14 protein-coding genes are annotated in these 17,191 nt (G+C 61.3%); 4 read left to right on the forward strand and 10 right to left on the reverse strand.

Annotated elements, in window-relative coordinates:
• Positions 1–3: 3 nt before the first annotated feature.
• The 4 genes from ACEN2R_RS17115 to ACEN2R_RS17130 form a co-directional block, all read right to left on the reverse strand.
• The gene (locus ACEN2R_RS17115; protein ID WP_442043899.1) at positions 4–1,107 is read right to left on the reverse strand and encodes a glycine cleavage T C-terminal barrel domain-containing protein; all 1,104 of its coding nucleotides are present in this window, start codon (positions 1,105–1,107) and stop codon (positions 4–6) included.
• A 12-nt stretch (positions 1,108–1,119) separates the two neighbouring features.
• Positions 1,120–2,892 carry a hypothetical protein gene (locus tag ACEN2R_RS17120; protein WP_442043900.1) on the reverse strand — a complete coding sequence of 591 codons (1,773 nt, stop codon included), beginning with the start codon at positions 2,890–2,892 and terminating at the stop codon, positions 1,120–1,122.
• A gap of 193 nt (positions 2,893–3,085) precedes the next feature.
• Positions 3,086–4,273: a thiolase family protein gene (locus ACEN2R_RS17125; protein WP_442043901.1), complete on the reverse strand. Its 1,188-nt coding sequence runs from the start codon at positions 4,271–4,273 to the stop codon at positions 3,086–3,088.
• A complete protein-coding gene (locus tag ACEN2R_RS17130; RefSeq protein ID WP_442043902.1) occupies positions 4,270–5,880 on the reverse strand; it encodes a fatty acid--CoA ligase in 1,611 nt (536 codons plus the stop codon). The genes ACEN2R_RS17125 and ACEN2R_RS17130 overlap by 4 nt, the downstream gene beginning before the upstream one ends.
• A gap of 163 nt (positions 5,881–6,043) precedes the next feature.
• On the opposite strand from ACEN2R_RS17130, the gene ACEN2R_RS17135 reads away from it, so the two are divergent.
• Positions 6,044–6,940 (forward strand): LysR substrate-binding domain-containing protein, encoded by an 897-nt coding sequence (locus ACEN2R_RS17135; protein WP_442043903.1) that lies wholly within the window; start codon positions 6,044–6,046, stop codon positions 6,938–6,940.
• Here the strand turns inward: ACEN2R_RS17135 and ACEN2R_RS17140 are convergent.
• From ACEN2R_RS17140 to ACEN2R_RS17165, 6 genes are all read right to left on the reverse strand, one after another.
• The gene (locus ACEN2R_RS17140) at positions 6,937–7,689 is read right to left on the reverse strand and encodes an SDR family NAD(P)-dependent oxidoreductase (protein WP_442043904.1); all 753 of its coding nucleotides are present in this window, start codon (positions 7,687–7,689) and stop codon (positions 6,937–6,939) included. The genes ACEN2R_RS17135 and ACEN2R_RS17140 overlap by 4 nt on opposite strands.
• A complete protein-coding gene (locus ACEN2R_RS17145) occupies positions 7,682–9,298 on the reverse strand; it encodes an ABC transporter ATP-binding protein (protein WP_442043905.1) in 1,617 nt (538 codons plus the stop codon). The genes ACEN2R_RS17140 and ACEN2R_RS17145 overlap by 8 nt, the downstream gene beginning before the upstream one ends.
• A 4-nt stretch (positions 9,299–9,302) precedes the next feature.
• Positions 9,303–10,217 (reverse strand): ABC transporter permease, encoded by a 915-nt coding sequence (locus ACEN2R_RS17150; protein ID WP_442043906.1) that lies wholly within the window; start codon positions 10,215–10,217, stop codon positions 9,303–9,305.
• A gap of 4 nt (positions 10,218–10,221) precedes the next feature.
• Complete coding sequence (locus tag ACEN2R_RS17155; protein ID WP_442043907.1) at positions 10,222–11,175, reverse strand: ABC transporter permease; 954 nt, start codon at positions 11,173–11,175, stop codon at positions 10,222–10,224.
• Between the two features lie 104 nt (positions 11,176–11,279).
• The gene (locus ACEN2R_RS17160) at positions 11,280–12,842 is read right to left on the reverse strand and encodes an ABC transporter substrate-binding protein (RefSeq protein WP_442043908.1); all 1,563 of its coding nucleotides are present in this window, start codon (positions 12,840–12,842) and stop codon (positions 11,280–11,282) included.
• Positions 12,839–13,996: a mandelate racemase/muconate lactonizing enzyme family protein gene (locus ACEN2R_RS17165; protein WP_442043909.1), complete on the reverse strand. Its 1,158-nt coding sequence runs from the start codon at positions 13,994–13,996 to the stop codon at positions 12,839–12,841. Before ACEN2R_RS17165 ends, ACEN2R_RS17160 begins: the two co-directional genes overlap by 4 nt.
• A 380-nt stretch (positions 13,997–14,376) precedes the next feature.
• On the opposite strand from ACEN2R_RS17165, the gene tnpA reads away from it, so the two are divergent.
• The 3 genes from tnpA to tnpC all read left to right on the forward strand — a co-directional run bounded on the left by tnpA (position 14,377) and on the right by tnpC (position 16,902).
• Complete coding sequence (gene tnpA, locus ACEN2R_RS17170) at positions 14,377–14,838, forward strand: IS66-like element accessory protein TnpA (protein ID WP_442043910.1); 462 nt, start codon at positions 14,377–14,379, stop codon at positions 14,836–14,838.
• Positions 14,835–15,188, forward strand: coding sequence for an IS66 family insertion sequence element accessory protein TnpB (gene tnpB / locus ACEN2R_RS17175; protein WP_442043911.1), 354 nt, complete (start codon positions 14,835–14,837; stop codon positions 15,186–15,188). Before tnpA ends, tnpB begins: the two co-directional genes overlap by 4 nt.
• Before the next feature lie 64 nt (positions 15,189–15,252).
• Positions 15,253–16,902 (forward strand): IS66 family transposase, encoded by a 1,650-nt coding sequence (gene tnpC, locus ACEN2R_RS17180; protein ID WP_442043912.1) that lies wholly within the window; start codon positions 15,253–15,255, stop codon positions 16,900–16,902.
• Positions 16,903–17,191: the final 289 nt, after the last annotated feature.

Below are 17,191 nucleotides of genomic sequence, written 5' to 3' on the forward strand. Positions count from 1 at the left end.
GACTCACAGGAAAGGAAGATCGGTCAATTTTCCGGGCTGCATCACACCCGCCACTTGCGCCTGAACCGCATCCCCGATGACGCAGGCGCTGTCGATGAGCGCAAAGCCGATGTTTTTTTGCAGACGGTAAGAGAAGACGCAGTTGGTCAGGTCGCCCACTTTGCGACCCTCCTTGAAGATCGGGTTCCACAGGAAACCGGGCTTCACCGGCTCTCCCGCATCCAGAATGATCCCCAGAGAGTGCCGCTTTGGCCCTTCGGCTGCGATTCGTCGCAGGGCGTAGATGCCCACGGTATCGTCAGGCACCTGCAGATCGACATATTTGCCCATCCGTACTTCATAGGGGTTGGTGGTGCTGTCAGTATCCCCTCCATAAGAGATCAGACCAGATTCCACCCGCTCGCACCAGTTTGGGCCGCCCGGCCCGATGCCCCAAGACGCACCCGCCTCGCGGAAGATGTTCCACAGCGCCGTGCCTTTGGTCGCGTCGCGCAGATAGATTTCGAACCCGCCCTGCTTGGACCAGCCCGAGCGCTGGACAACCACCGGGATGCCCTGAATCTCTGTCTCGCGGAACCAGAAGTACTTCAGCTCGCGCACCCAATCACCGCAGACATGCGCGACCACGTCCTCTGCCTTTGGGCCTTGAATGGCCATGGGCGAGACATCGGGTTCGCTTACTTCGACATTCAGCCCTCTCTCGGCGGCGATAGCGGCGGCCCAGAACCAGATATTGCTGTCAGCAATCGACAGCCAATAAAGATCATCAGCCAGCTTCAGGCAGATAGGATCGTTAATCAGGATGCCCTGATGGTTGCACAGCGGCACATATTTGCCCTGCCCAACCTTTTGCTTCGACAGATCGCGTGGCGACAGGATCTGCGCCAGCCGCCCGGCATCCGGCCCTTTCAACTGAACCTGCCGTTCGACCGCCACATCCCATTGGCTGACCCCATTGATCAGCCGCCAGTATTCTTCCTCGGGTTTGCCAAAGGCCGTCGGCATCAGCATGTGGTTGTAGGTGGTGAAGTTGGTGACGCCTTCCTTAACCGTGGCCTCGTAGAACGGCGAGGGACGCAGTCGGGCAGAGGGGGTAATTCCGAACAATTCAGGCTCCGGTCAGTTGGAGGAAAGATGTAGAGTGGCTTGGATCAGGGCGACAAGTTGCTCGTCGCTGACCGAATGGTTGTAGTCGTCGCGCCCCAGAACCACGATGGCGTCGCCATTTGGCAGGGACAGCACGATGTTGCCACCAGAGCCACGCATGCCGGGCACGTTCAGCACAGTGTCGTCGCGCTTGGCGACAGTGCGCCAGAAGGCAAGGCCATAGTCGGGGCTGGCAGAGAGGCTTGCGACCAGAGTTGGATCAAGAATCTGGCCGCCAACTGGGCCTATGCCGCCGTTGGCGATCAACTGTCCGGCGCGTGCCAATGTGTCGATAGTGGGCAAAGCCCCCCAAGCGGAGAACGGGAAGCCGATAGAACCGTCAGGGGTGTAGTTGGTGCCCGAGATGAAATGCGGCGCGCCGATCGGGGCGTAAACCTCGGTTTCCAGCATGGTCAGGATGGTGGCGTCCGGGCCTTCTTTCGATTGCAGAAAGCGTTGCATTGCCAGCGCGGCAATCCACATGTCCTGATCCATGTAGACCATCTTCTGCCCCGGCCCGGCGACGTTGGGGTTGAGTTCCTGGTTGAAGTAGTGGCGGATCTGATCGGCCAGCGCGTAGGAGTAGGACCATTGGTAGGTGTTGGTCGATTTCGCGTCCCAGTTGGCATCATAGCCATCCGGCCCCATGCCCGATTGCATGTTGAGCGCGTTGCGGATCGTCACCGTGTCCATCCGCTCCTTTGCGGCGGAAGACGGATAGGTAAACTCCTCGCCCTCCTTGAAATAGCTGACGATGAGCGTGTCGAGGAACTCCGGCCCGTATTTCTGCGCTAGCCGCATTGCCGCCATGCCGGGGATCAGAGATTTTGACACGGACCAGACCCCGACGCGCATCTCTTGCTGGTAGGGATGAGTGCCGAAGGGCGTGGTAACCGGGTTCATGTAAAGCGTACCCCTGTGCAGCACCGCCACGGCAAGCGTGCGCACCGGGTCGAGCCCCCCTGCCGCCACCTTCAACGCATCGCCAAGGTCGTCCAGCGGTTTCACAGGAAGCCGTGTTTCGCGCTCGGCGTTGAAATCCGCCGTCACAGCCGCCGCGTCAATCTTGGTGGCGAATTCCAGCGTTGCGGGCACTTCGGCCCAGGCCGTCACGTCGAAATCAGGGTCCCAGAACAGGAACCCACCCGCAGAATCCGATGAGAACTGAACTTGCAGTGGTGTCACCTGCCCGTCCTTGTATTCAAAACTCGCCAGGCCCAGCCAAGCTTCGCCCTCCTGGCTTTGCACCAGCGAGATCGGGAAGGCCGCCTTCGACCAGCCCGCATGTTCGCCCTCGGTCAGCCTCCAGGTCTTGCCCGGTCCAGCAATGAATTCCCAGAATGAGGCGGTGCGCTCGGCCACCGGTCGGCGAATGATGCCGCGGTTGGCGGGGATCAGATCGCCTGTGTCAGTGGCGACCAGGTTCAGCGTCAGGCCCGGAAAGAGGCCCGCATCAAGCTGCATCAGCGGCAAGGCGCACGCCGGGTCCTGCTTGGCGAGAAAATCGAAAATCCCCCACCATTCGAACGGGTACCGGATCATCTTGTCGGCGGGGTCAGCCTCAATCATCATGGCCGTTGTGGTCAAATCCAGACGCGCGGCGAAAGGCATCCCCGGTGCGGCACCCTTGGGGGCGCTGAATGAAGTGGTCGCCGTCCATCCCGGTGCTTCTGCATGCGCTGCTCCCGACACCAGAAGCGATGCTGCTGTCGCAAAACCGGCGTAGACCTTGGTGAAAGTTGACATTCGAAACCCTCCATCCATGAAAGAAAGCCCCTGCCGACGGGCGTTTGCACCCAATCGGCAGGAAGGTGTGTCAGATCAACTGACAGGGAGCGCTGATCGACTTCGATCCGCGTGACCCTAAGGTGAGGCAACTTCGGCCAAGGGTGCAAACAACCAGTTTTCACGCTGAGGGCCTGATTTGGTTATAGCCATGTCAAGCGATCTCGAAGAGGCCAGCAGCCCCCATTCCGCCCCCCACGCACATTGTCACAACCGCCAGCCGTGCGCGGCGCCGCCGTCCCTCCAGCAATGCGTGGCAAGCAAGACGGGCGCCGGACATGCCGTAGGGATGGCCGACGGAAATCGCACCACCGTTCACGTTGACCCGTTCGGGATCAAGGCCAAGCTGCTGGATGCAGGGCAGCGCCTGTGCGGCGAAAGCTTCGTTCAACTCCCAAAGGTCGATGTCACCAACTGTCAGGCCCGCACGTTGTAACAGCCGCGGCACTGCATGGATCGGGCCAATACCCATGGTTTCGGGCGCACAGCCCGCGACAGCCATGCCGCGAAAGACCCCAAGAACAGGCAAGCCACGTCGTTCCGCCGCGCGCCTTTCCATCAGCACCAGTGCCGCCGCGCCATCGGAAAGCTGGCTGGCATTGCCCGCCGAAACCGTGCCGCCGTCGCGCACCGGTTTCAGCCTTGCAAGGCTGTCCAGCGTTGTCTGGGCGCGGTTGCCCTCATCGCGGCTTAACGTCACCATTTCGGTCCGGGTTTCGCCAGTATCCCGGTTGCGGATCAGGCGCGTCGCCGTGATGGGTACGATTTCTGCGTCAAACCGCCCCGCCGCCTGCGCCGCCGCCACCCGCATTTGTGATTGCAGCGCGAAAGCATCCTGCGTCTCGCGCGAGATCCCGAATTGCCGGGCAACGACTTCGGCCGTGTCGATCATCGACATGTAGGCATAGGCCGCATGGTCGGTCACTGTCGGGTCATTTTCGGCAGTCACCCAGTCGAAGTAACGGGCCTGAACAGCCGAGACGTTCTCTTGCCCCGCAGCAATTGCCACATCCATGCCCTCTTGCACGATCTGATGTGCCGCGATCGAAATTGCCATCAGGCCCGACGCGCACTGCCGGTCCACTGTCTGGCCCGACACCGTAAGGGGCAATCCCGCAGCGAGCGCTGAAAGCCTGCCAAGGTTCATGCCGGCGGTACCCGCGCCAAGAACCGTACCCATCACCAGATCCTCGACCTCGCCCGGATCTATTTCGGCACGCATAACTGCTGCGGAAATGGCGTGCGCAGCCAATGTTGGTGACTTGATGTTGTTAAGGCTGCCCTTGAACGCCACTCCGATCGGCGTGCGGGCGACAGCAACAATAACGGCTTCGCGCCTCATGCAATTTCTCCCTTTGTCAGCATCTGACGGATCACCTTCTTGTCGATCTTTCCAACAGAAGTGCGCGGCAGTTGCACCACCGCGAAAATGTGGTCAGGCGCTGCCCATTTCGGCAAGTCACCTGCGGCAATCGCCGCCGCGATGCGGGCTAGAATGGCTTGCCGGGTGGTCTCTGCCCCGTCGAACACAGCCACCAGCACGGGTCGCTCTCCCCAGTGGTCATCGGGCACGCCCACCGCCGCCACCTCATGCACTCCAGGCACGACGGAGGCCAGATTCTCCAGCGTCAGCGACGACACCCACTCGCCGCCGGACTTGATTACGTCCTTCAACCGATCGGTGATGCGCAGCGTACCGTCCGGGGCCACATGGCCGACGTCGCCAGTATGCAGCCAACCATCGCGCCACAGATCGGTGCTGCCCTCGGGGTTTTTCAGATACCCCGCCGTCAGCCACGGCGCGCGGGCGACGACCTCGCCCGTCGTTCGTGCATCCGACGGCACCTCGCGCATGTCGCGGTCCACCACCCGCACCTCGACCAAAGGCGCCGCGCGCCCGGTGGCGGTACGGATGGAAATGTCGTCGCTGCTCTGGCTGGCCACCATGTCGGCGACGGTCACGAAGGGGCAGGTTTCCGACATGCCATAGGCGGCATGGATATCGATGCCATGGGTCCGGGCCTGACGGGCCAAGCCTTCCGGCAGGGCAGAGCCTCCGATCAGCACTTTCCACTGCGACAGATCTTTTGTCGCCGCCTCTGGCGCTGAAAGCACCATTGACAGGATCGTCGGCACGCAATGCGAAAAGGTCACACCATGTTCGGCAATCAGCGACAAAAGGCGCGCGGACTCATAGCGACCCGGATAGATTTGCTTCAGGCCAAGGAAGGTCGCAATGTAAGGAAAGCCCCAGCCGTGAACGTGAAACAGCGGCGTGATCGGCATATAGACATCGTCGCGTTTGATGCCGCCCTTGCCCGGCACCGTACCCAACCCCGCGGCAACGGCCAGCGTATGCAGCACCAACTGGCGGTGGCTATAGCTGACCCCCTTTGGCTCTCCCGTGGTGCCGGTGGTGTAAAACAGCGTCGCACGGGTGTCTTCGGCCAGATCGGGAAAGACAAAGTTCGCATCCTCTATGGCCAACAGCGTCTCGTACTCGCCGCTAAACCCATCAGGCAGTGCTGCCGGGACATCAGTCAGAAAAATCAACCTCGCCGGGCGGATGATCCGCGCCAACAGCGGCAGCAGCAGCGGCAGAAAATCCGAGTGACACAGGATGGCATCATCCTCGGCATGGTTTATCGAGAACAGCACTTGCTCGGGCGACAGGCGGATGTTCACTGTGTGCAACGTCGCCCCGATCATCGGTATGGCGAAAAAACACTCCAGATACCGTGACGTGTCCCAATCCATCACCGCAATGGTGGCTCCGCGCCCCAGACCTAGCCGGTTCAGAGCCGCCGCCAGTTGGCCAATCCGGGCGTGGAACTGACGGTAGCTCTGGGCCTTGCCTTCACCGTCATGAATTGTCTGGTCGGGGTTTCGACCGGCAGGTGCCCTGAGCATCTGGCCGATGAGAAGTTGGGTATGCGTGAGGGCTGTCATGGGATCATCCGTCTGGAACAGCGAAAGCCTAACCCGGAATTGACCAACTTACACATGACGAAAAAAGGGGCTAAGCTTCGCTTGCGGATAGCCCTGCTTCGTTTGCAGGCCGCGAATCGAGCGCCAACAGTTTGTCTGGCGGCTGTGTGAGGGGGTTCGGAAAATGGGACATCAGTTGCCGCCGCTTCCGTGGCTGCGTGCGTTCGAAGCGTCGGCGCGGCACCTTAGCTTTACCAATGCTGCGGCCGAGTTGAATCTGACGCAAGCGGCCATTTCCAAGCAGGTGAAGCTTCTGGAGCACCACCTGCACGAACGTCTGTTCGAACGCCTGCCGCGCAGCCTGGCACTGACCAAAGCCGGGGCCGCATACTTGCCTAAGGTGAATGACGCCTTCGAACGGCTGGCTGCTGGCACCCAGGAAGTCTTTGGAAATCGACGCAACGCGATACTGACGGTGCGCGCACCACTTGGTTGGGCAGTAAACTGGATCGCTGAGCGCCTGCCCAGTTTCTTTGATGATTATCCCAAGGTGCCAGTCCGGATCATTTCATCGGTTTGGTCCGAGGAAGCCGAAACCGAACGATATGATCTGGACATCCGCTATGGCAGCGGCAAGTGGCGCGGGATCGTTGCTCAGCGCGTAACATGGGAGCGGCTTGATCCGCTATGCACGCCAGAGGTTGCCGCGCGGTTGGGATCGCCCGAAGATCTGGCAAAAGAGCGTCTTCTGCATGTCATGGGCTACAAAGAAGGTTGGTCCACTTGGCTGGCAGCCGCAGGTGCCACCAAGGTGAATTCGGGCGCGGGTGCGCAGTTCGACTCCTCGCTGATGGCCTATGAGGTGGCCGCAAATGGCGGAGGTGTCGCGTTGGGGCGCACCTCCATGTCCACGAAAGAGCTGAGATCAGGGCGGCTGGTCCGCCCCTTTGCACTATCGGTTCCGGTTCAGGAGGCATTTTACATTCTGACACCGGAGGAAGGCCTCAGCCAACCTGATGCTGCCCTGTTCAGAGATTGGCTGATCGCCAAAGCCGAAGAGGACAGGCAGGACTTGTCCTAGCGAGCCCGCAGCCTTACTCCGGCGTCCAGCCGTATCACCTCACCGTTCAGCATAGGGTTGCGGATCATCGACAAACAAAGGTCAGCGAAATCTTCTGGCTCGCCAAATCGGCGTGGAAAGATCGCATCCGAGGTGATGGCGTCGACCACCTCGGGCGGAACTTCAGCAGCCATCGGCGTATGGAACAGACCCGGCGCGATGGCCAGAACCCGCACCCCGCGGGCCGCGAATTCGCGCGCCGCCTGAATGGTCATCGCGGCGATGGCCCCTTTCGAGGCGACGTAGGCCCCCTGCCCGATCTGACCCTCATAGGCGGTGATCGAGGCGGTGTTGACGATGACGCCGCGCTCGCCATCTGGTCCGATGGGGTCAAGCGTCATCATTCGGGCGGCGGCCTTGGTCATAACAGAAACCGTGCCCAACAGGTTCACCCGGATCACCCGTTCAAACCGCGCCATTTCCACCGGTCCGTCTCGACCCACCAGCCGCATCGAGCCGGCAATCCCTGCACAGTTGACGACGATCCTTGCCGACCCATGCGCGCGCTCCGCCGCATCAAGTGCTGCGATGACCGATGCGTCATCGGCGACATCGCAGGCCAGTTGCAGGATGCCCGGCTCCGACGTGCCAACGTTCAAATCCAGGGCGGCAACCCTTGCGCCCGCCTCGGCAAGCGCACGCGCGGTTGCAAGACCAAGACCCGATGCCCCGCCTGTCACCAGTGCGGATATCCCAGAAAGATCACGCATTGGCACCTCGCGCAGTGAGCAGCCGGTTCAGCCAGTCGGGGTCCATTTCCGGAACCGAAGAGAGGAGAAGGTTGGTGTAATCCTGCTTCGGATTGGCAAAAAGCACGGCTTTCGGCCCGCGCTCGACCACCGCCCCGTGCTGCATGACGACCACCTCGTCGGCGATGGATTTTACCGTGGCGAGGTCATGCGTGATGAACATATAGGCAAGGTTCAGTTCCGATTGCAGCTGGTCAAGAAGCTTGAGAATGCCCTCCTGCACGATCTGATCCAGCGCAGAGGTTACCTCGTCGCAGATGATCAGTTGTGGCTCGGCGGCCAAGGCGCGGGCGATGCCGATGCGCTGCTTTTGCCCGCCCGAAAGCTCGGATGGCAATCGGTCGATGTACTTGTCCGGCTCCAATTCGATCAACGCCAAAAGGTCTCGGATGCGGGCTTCCAGTGCCTCGCCCTTCAGGCCAAGGTACATCTCCGCCGGGCGCCCGATCAGTTCGCGCAGGCGCAACTTGGGGTTCAAGGCGGTATCGGCCATCTGGTAGATCATCTGGCACTGGCGCAGTTCTTCGCGGCTCCGGGCCTTGAAGTTGGGGGGCAGCGCCTTGCCGTTGAACAGCACCTCACCTTTGCGCGGCACCAGAAGCCCGGTGATCACCCGCGCCGTCGTGGACTTGCCCGACCCGCTTTCGCCCACGACGGCCACGGTGCGGCGGGCGTAGATGTCAAAGCTGACATCCTTCAGTACATCGACCGCACCGTAGCCTGCTGTGACGTTGCGCACAGATACAACCGGCCTTCCTGTCGCGGGCGGCTGTTCGGCGCGGGCAAAACTGCGAACTGCCCAAAGGCTGCGCGTATACTCCTCCTTTGGGTCGGTCAGCATGCTGCGGGTATCGGATTCTTCCACCTCGTCCCCGCGCAACAGAACCTTGATCCGGTCGGCCATCTGGGCCACCACCGCAAGGTCATGCGTGATGTAGATTGCCGCAGTCCCGAACTGGCGCACGATGTCGCGAATCGCGGCCAGAACCTCAATTTGCGTGGTCACGTCCAGCGCAGTCGTCGGCTCGTCAAAGATGATCAGATCGGGACGACAGGACATGGCCATGGCGGTCATCGCGCGCTGCAATTGCCCGCCCGAAACCTGATGCGGATAGCGAAAGCCGATTTCTTCGGGGTTCGGCAGACGCATGCGGCGGTAAAGCTCCACCGCATCGGCCTCGGCCTTTTCACGCGACATCACGCCGTGAACAACTGGACCCTCGCAATACTGGTCGATCAGCTTGTGTGCCGGGTTGAAGCTGGCCGCTGCCGACTGCGCCACATAGGCAATGCGCTTGCCGCGCAGGCCCCGGCGCTGGGCTTCGGGGGCCGTGCGCAGGTCCATCCCGTCAAAGTCGATGGTCCCGCCAGAGATACGGCAGCCGTCGCGAGCAAATCCCATCGCGGCCAGACCCAGAGTGGATTTCCCCGCCCCGGATTCTCCGATCAGGCCCAGAACCTCGCCCTTGTGCAGGGTCAGGTCTACGCCCTTAACGATCGGGTGCCAGGCATCGCCCGACCGTCCCTCGATCTGCAGACCCTTGATGGTCAGAAGCACCTGTTTTTCCATGGGCTTACTCCTTCAGCCCGCTCGCGCGGTGCAATTGCCAGTCCACCACGAAGTTCACCGCCACCGTCAGAAGGGCGATCGCTCCGGCGGGCAGCAGGGGGGTGATGTCGCCAAAGGTGATCAGCGTGGCATTCTCGCGCACCATGCTGCCCCAGTCGGCGGTGGGCGGCTTGATCCCAAGACCAAGAAACGAGAGCGCCGAGATCGACAGAAACACAAAGCAAAAGCGCAGGCCAAACTCGGCCACCAATGGTGCCATCGCATTGGGCAGGATCTCGCGCCGGATCAGCCGCCACATACCTTCGCCGCGCAAGCGGGCGGCCTCGATATAGTCCATCACCACGATGCCTTGGGCGACCGACCGTGCCAGACGATAGACGCGGGTAGAATCGACAGCTGCAATGACAAGAATCAGCGTCAGAACCGAAGTGCCGAAGATCGTCAGCAGAAGAAGCGAAAATATCAGCGCCGGGATGGCCATCAACGCATCGACAAAGCGCGATACCCACTGGTCAAGTCGTCCGCCGACCAATGCCGCCCAAATGCCAAGCACCGCCCCCACGACAAAGGCCAGCGCCGTCGTGGCAAAGGCAATGCCCACGGTGTTGCGCGCGCCATAGATTAACCGGGTCAGCGTGTCGCGGCCCAGCTTGTCGGTACCGAGGTAATGGGGTGCTGCCCAGGGCAGGTATTGCGCGCCCAGAACCTCGCCTTCGCCGTAAGGGGCGATTGCGGGGGCAAGACTGGCCACGACGACATAGATCACGATCACCGCAAGCCCGAACGAGGCCGTCAGCGGCATGTCGCGGAACATGGGCTTGTGATGAAGGGGCGCGGCTGCCTGCAACCCGGCGCGGGTGGCAAACCCTACGGTGAAAAACAGGCCCAGACCGACAATAATGGAAAGAACAATGGTCATGGCCCTACTTCCTGTGCATCAGGCGCGGGTTGGTGATCGTTGAGAGCACATCCGCGATGAGGTTGAGCAGCACGTAGGCCGAGGCAAAGATCAGCGCGATGGCCTGCACCACCGCAATGTCACGGTTTGTCACCGCGTCGATCATCAATTGCCCCAGGCCCGGGTAGACGAAGACTACCTCGACCACCACCACGCCGGTGATCAGGTAGGCAAGGTTCAGTGCCACCACGTTGATGATTGGTGCTAGTGCATTCGGCACCGCATGGCGAAGCACGACGCGCATCGGCGACATGCCCTTCAACCGCGACATCTCGATATATGGCGAGGCCAGCACGTTGATGATCGCCGCCCGTGTCATGCGCATCATGTGGGCGGTGACGACAAGGGTCAGCGTCAATGCGGGCAGAAATGCCATGTACAAAAGATCGCCCGTCGTCGTCGTGCCCGTGATGCGCACCATCGACGGAAACAGGCCAGTCTGCGCCAGCCAAAGGACAAGGATGTAGGCCACGAAGAATTCAGGGAAGGAAATCGCCGTCAGGGCCAGGGCGTTCGAGGCCCGATCGAAAATCGAATTGCGCCAAAGGGCTGCCAGAATTCCCAGAAGCAGCGACAGGGGAACAGACAGGGCGGCAGCATAAAGTGCCAAGAACAGCGTGTTGCCAAGCCGCACGCCCACCAGTTCCGAGATCGGCTTTTTCGTCGCCATCGACACACCGAAGTCACCCTGCAGAACACCGGTCAACCAGTTCCAATAGCGAAGCGGCGCGGGATCATTCAAGCCAAGCTGTTCGCGCAACGCGGCCAAGGTTTCCTTTGTTGCCGACTGGCCCAAAAGCTCGCGGGCGAGGTCGCCCGGCAGAAGCTCGGTCGCCCCGAAGATCACAACGGAAATGATGAAGAGGGTCAGCACGCCCAAGAGCAGCCGCTGCCCGATCATCCGCCAGATATCGTTCATCTTTTCCCCCTGTTTCGACCTGAGCCCTGCGGTCTTGGCGCCGCGATGACCGAAAGGCCCCGACAGGCAATACCCGTCAGGGCCATGTTTTCAATCGCCTAGGATTAGGCGAACCACCAGCGCTCCACGCAACGGAAGCCGTCGAGGTTCCAGTTGTTGGAAACCTTCTCGGGGGTCGCTACTGCGTTCGACAAGGCCATTACATAGTTGTTGTACATCGGGATGATCGTCGATCCTTCGAAAGAAACGATCGTCTGCATCTCTTGGTACATTTCCCGGCGTTTGGCCTCGTCCAGTTCCGAGCGAGCCGCGACCAACAAGGCGTCGAACTTCTCGTTCGACCAGAAGCTCTCGTTCCACTCAGCGCCTGCTTTGTAGGCTGTCGTGAACATCTGGTCTTCGACCGGACGGCCGCCCCAATAGGACGCGCAGAATGGCTTTTTCATCCAGACGTTGTCCCAATAACCATCATCCGGCACCCGGTCGACGGTGATCGTGATGCCCGCGGCAGCGGCCTTCTCGCTCATCAGAACGGCCGCATCGACCGCACCGTTGAAGGCAGCATTGGCGGCCGAGAGAGTGACCTCCAGCTTATCCATTCCAGCCTCTTTGAGGTGGAACTTCGCCTTGTCCGGATCATAAGTCTTTGCTTCCATTTCGGCATGGAAATAGCGGTTTGCCGGACCAATCGGGTTGTCGTTTGCCACCGAGCCATGGCCAGCAAGAATCTTGTCCACCAGTTCCTGCCGGTCGAAAGCGTACTTCAGCGCCAGACGCACGTTGTTGTCCGTGAAGGGAGCCACACGGGCGTCCATCGGGAAGACATAGTGCGCGTTACCAGAGATCGACAGGATCTTGGCCACGCCCCGGCTTTCCAGAAGCGCGATCGAGGCCGGGTCGACCTGATCGATGGTATCAACCTCGCCGGTCATCAGCGCGTTCAGGCGAGCCGCAGGGTCAAGGATCGACAAAAGGACGATCTGGTCGAAGTGTGCCTTGTCCGATTTCCAGTAGTTCGGGTTGCGGTTCAACGTGGCTTGAACGCCCGGCTCATAGCTTTCGACAATGTAGCCGCCGCAGCCATCGGTCGAAGTCGGGTCAATCTTGCCGTCTGCGCTGGCCATAACGGGCAGGTGGTAGTCGGACATCAGATAAGGGAAGTCCGCATTGGCGGCGTTCAGCGTAACAACCAGATTCGTGCCGTCGACCTTGATATCGGTCACAGCGTCGAAGAACGGCTTCGCAGCCGAGGTCGAAGCTTCGCCGCGATGGTGGTTCAACGATGCCAAAGCATCCTCTGCCGTCACCGGCTTACCGGAATGGAAGCTGACGCCCTGACGGATCTTGAAGACCCAAGTCATGCCATCTGCAGATTCCCAGCTTTCCGCGATTTCCGGCACAAGATTGCCATCCGGCGCAATTTCAATCAGATAGTTGTGGCGGGCTGCCGCGAAGGTCTGGACGTAAAGCTGGTCCCACAGGCCGGGATCATAGCCGTCGGTCGACGAACCGTGGCCAATGCCAATACGGAACACGCCCCCCTTCTTTGGTTCCGCCTGGGCCATTGCCATGCCTGCAGGCAGGATCAGCCCCGCCGCAGTCATGGCCATCCCGCTCTTCAGCAGGCCGCGACGGGTCATTCCGCGCGGAAACATTGAGTTTGTCATGCTTTTCCTCCCTTGTGATAAAGTGCGCCATAGGCGCTTGGCCTGAAGCTCTCGACTGCGGCTTCGGTATAGGTCGCCCGGTCAAGCCAGGCCGGACTGATCTCCACCCCCCAACCCGGGGCGTCAGACACGGTGACGTGGCCATCCGTCACGGCGAAGGGCTGACCCAGAAACAGGTTGCGCTGCCATGGGTAGTAGTCATCGCCCTCGATCGACAGTTCTAGGTATTTCCCGGCATTGGGGATCGCCGCCAGCAGGTGCATCGAACACATCGTCACCAAAGACAGGTTTGCCGAATGCGGCGTGCAGGACAGGCCCGCTGCTTGGGCCATCTGCGCCACCTGCAAAGTCCGGGCCATGCCGCCCATGTACATCACATCCGGCTGCACGACATCGACGGCCTTCATGGCAATCATCCGGGACCATGTGCCCATGTCCCAGTCCTGTTCACCCCCGGTCACGTCGATCTCCAGCGCCTCGGTTACGGCGCGGGTCGCTTCCAGATCCCAATAGGGCACGGGTTCTTCGTAGTGCCCGATGCCGTGATTGGTCAGCAGCCGTCCCACCTCGATGGCGCGCGGAACCGAGAAACCGGAATTGGCATCGACCAGCTTGTCGATGCCGTCGCTCAAGGCGCGGGACAGTCTCGAGATGATCTCTTCGGTCCGCCCCGGCCATTCGTCCTGGTCCTCGCCACACTCGGCGCCGATCCGCCATTTCGCGGCAGTGAACCCCTGCTCCGAACAAAGGCGCAGCAACCTGTCCGCCTCGTCCTTTGGGGTAATGTCGCGCTTCATCGAACTGGCGTAGGCACGAATGCGCCCCGGCCCGCCGCCCATCAGACTGGCAACCGGCTTGCCTGCCCTTCGTCCAGCCATATCCCAAAGGGCGGTGTCCAGCCCCGCCAGCGCCCGGGCACGGTAGCTTCCGGGATACTTGTGCTCGCGCTGTTCGATCAGATGCACCAGGCCTGCGATATCGGCACTGTCGGCACCCAAAGCCCATGGCACGACTTGCCGATGAAACACCTGCGCGGTTATGTCGGCATTGTAGGTTGACGTCTGACCCCATCCGAAAGCCCCGTCCTCTGCCGTCGCACGGACAAAGCAGACAAACTCGTTATGGAATGTCTCGAGACGGGCGATCCGTGTCATCGGGCTCTTTCGTGGCAGATCACTGGACGTTATGATCGACCAACGATTTCCTGAGTCTCGCTTCCTGACAAGCAACCAATATCGGGCCTTTGGGGGTACAGGAGTTATCCGTTCGCAATTTCCAGCGAGCCGCAGACTGATTGATCAGAAACGAGAGCAAGCCCGAATTTCAATGTTCACCTATTGTTCCCGAAGACTCTGCTTAGATTGCGCGAGCATGGCGATCGCCGTTTTCCGATTGGCCTCACCATCCACAGTCCCCAAAAAAACGCAAATGTCCCCGCCTTTCGGTAAGCGGCGGCCACGCCCCATTGGATTGATGAGTTCCTGACGCCCGCCGCGCCTGCGAGAAGGTCTGCTTGAGCAGATGGAGGTTGCGCATGGCGGACGGTGGCGGTGGTTTTATGGGGCGGTGTGAGGTTGTCGAACCGCGGCGGCGAGGCAAGCGGCGGTGGCCTGCTGAGCTCAAGGCTCGGATCGTTGCCGAAAGCCTTCAGCCGGGTGTGCGGGTCTGCGATGTGGCAGCGCGCTATGACATCCTGCCCCATCACCTGTCAGATTGGCGTCGGCATGCCCGACAGGGTCGGCTTGTTTTGTCGAGCGACCTGATGGACGCGCTGACCACATCGCCAAGTTCGGCGGTCACGGAACCTGCCTTTGTGCCGCTGTCCATTCTGCCCGACCCTGTGGATCCGCAAGGATCGGCTATGGTCGAGGTGTCTCAGAACGGCAGCGGCGTGATAACGATTGAGGTGGGACCCGATCTGCTGCTGCGCATTCCCAGCGATGTCGCGGTGGAACGCGCGGCGGCGCTGGTGCGCGCATTGCGTGGGGCGGCATGATTGTCGCCGGCCAACGGCTGCCGATCCTGATCGCGACGAAGCCGGTCGACTTCAGGTGCGGGCATAACGCTCTGGCGCTGATCGTGCAGACCGAGCTGAAGCTCGATCCACATTCCGGGGTGACGGTGGTGTTCCGCTCGAAGCGCGGGGACAGGTTAAAGATCCTGGTGTGGGACGGCACCGGGATGGTGCTGATCTACAAGGTCCTGGAACAGGGTAGCTTTGCCTGGCCGAAGGTTCAGGATGGGGTCATGCGGCTGTCGCGCGCACAATTCGAGGCGCTGTTCGAAGGTCTCGATTGGCGGCGGGTGGTTGCCCAGAGGGTGGTGCCGCCGGCTGCGGCAGGATGACTCACCAGGTTGGTTTGGGGTTTGTTTTATTGGGCTTTCCACCTTGGATCAGGTATAAATGCGCATGTCACAGCCCCTTGATCTCAGCCAGTTTCCAGACCTGCCGCCCGAGGTGGTGAAAGCCTTTGCAGCGGTTCAGTTCGAGCTCTCGGTCGAGCGCGCCGCACGCCAGCACGAACAGGCCGTGGTCGCCCAGAAAGAGACCTTCATCACCGAGCTCAAGGCGCTGATCGAGAAGCTGGAAGGTCAAGTTCAAGAGTATCGACGCACCAAGTTCGGGCCGAAATCCGAGAAGCTGGACCCTGCGCAGTTGGAGCTGGCGCTGGAAGATCTGGAAACCGCCATCGCCGAGACGCAGGCGCAAATCGCCGCCGTCGAGGACAGGATCGCGGCCAGCGAACCAGACCCAGAGAAGCGCAAGCCGCGCGCGCCCCGCAAGGCCCGGGCATTGCCCAAAAGCCTGCCGCGTGTCGAGCGCGTGGTCGAGCCCGACAGCATCCTGTGCCCCTGCGGCTGCGGCGACATGGTGCGGATCGGCGAGGACCGGAGCGAGCGGTTGGATTACATCCCTGCGCGCTATCAGGTCATTGTCACCGTGCGCCCCCGATATGCCTGCCCCAAGGGGCGCACCGGCGTGGTGCAGGCCAAAGCCCCCGCGCATCTGCTGGAGGGAAGCTGGCCGACCGAGGCGTTGCCGGCCCAGATTGCGGTGTCCAAGCATTCCGAGCACATGCCGCTGAACCGGCAGGCCGTGGTCATGGCCCGGCATGGGGTGCCGATCGACCGCTCGGTGCTGGCCGACTGGATGGGCAGAACCGGAGCCCTGATCGCCCCCGTGGTCGATCACATGGCCAAGCAGCTTCTGGCTGGCAGCACTCGACTTTACGTTGACGAAACCACCGCCCCAGTTCTGGATCCGGGGCGCGGCAAGACGAAAACTGGCTATCTCTGGGCGGTGTTGCGCGATGATCGCGGCTGGAACGGTCCTGCGCCACCCGGCGTGGTGTTCCATTACCGGCCTGGGCGAAAGGGCGAATACGCCGCCGAAATCCTTGATGGCTTCAACGGCACGATCCAGGTCGATGCCTATGGCGGCTATAGCCATCTGGCCACGCCGAAACGCACGAGCGGTGATCCGCTGCGGCTGGCCTTCTGCTGGGCGCATGGCCGGCGCAAGCTGATCGCGGCCAAGCCCAAGAAGGGATCTCCCATCGTCGAGGAGGCGCTGTTGCGCATCGCGGCCCTCTACAAGATCGAAGATGCCATCCGTGGCTCGGACCCGGATCATCGTCTGGCCGTCCGGCAGGACCTGTCGCGCCCGCTGGTCGATGAACTCTTTACCTGGTTGGCCGCCCAGGCTGCACGCGTGTCGCGCAAATCCGACCTCGGTGAGGCAATGGCCTATATGCTGCGCCGCCAGGACGGCTTCCGGCTCTTCCTCGAGGACGGGTGCGTCGACATTGACTCCAACCTCGTGGAGAACGCCATCCGCAGCCCGGCCATGAACCGCCGCAACGCGCTCTTCGCCGGCCACGACGAAGGTGGCCGCAACTGGGCCCGCTTTGCCAGCTTGATCGGCACATGCAAGATGAACGGCGTGGAACCCTACGTGTATATGCGCGATCTGTTCACGAAGCTGGCCCACGGCCATCTCGCCCGTGACATCGACGATCTGATGCCGTGGGCCTACGCCCAACAGGGCCGGGATGCATAGGGACCTCGTCTCGTAGTCCCTGACGAGCTACCGGCCGCCCTCCGCGTGATCCCATTGCGACGCCGCGCAAGTGCAAAATCAATGGGGCGTGGCCGCCGCTTACGCCTTTCGGGGGGGACTCGTCAAACGTTGACGTGGTGTTGACTCGTTTTGCGCTTACCAATACACAAGCGAAACGCTCAACATCTAAGCTTTTGGTTTTGTGGTATATTTTGGTTGCGGGAGTCAGATTTGAACTGACGACCTTCAGGTTATGAGCCTGACGAGCTACCGGGCTGCTCCATCCCGC

Origin of the sequence: Pseudogemmobacter sp. W21_MBD1_M6, assembly GCF_052119585.1 — a bacterium.
Classification (GTDB): domain Bacteria; phylum Pseudomonadota; class Alphaproteobacteria; order Rhodobacterales; family Rhodobacteraceae; genus JBGQOJ01.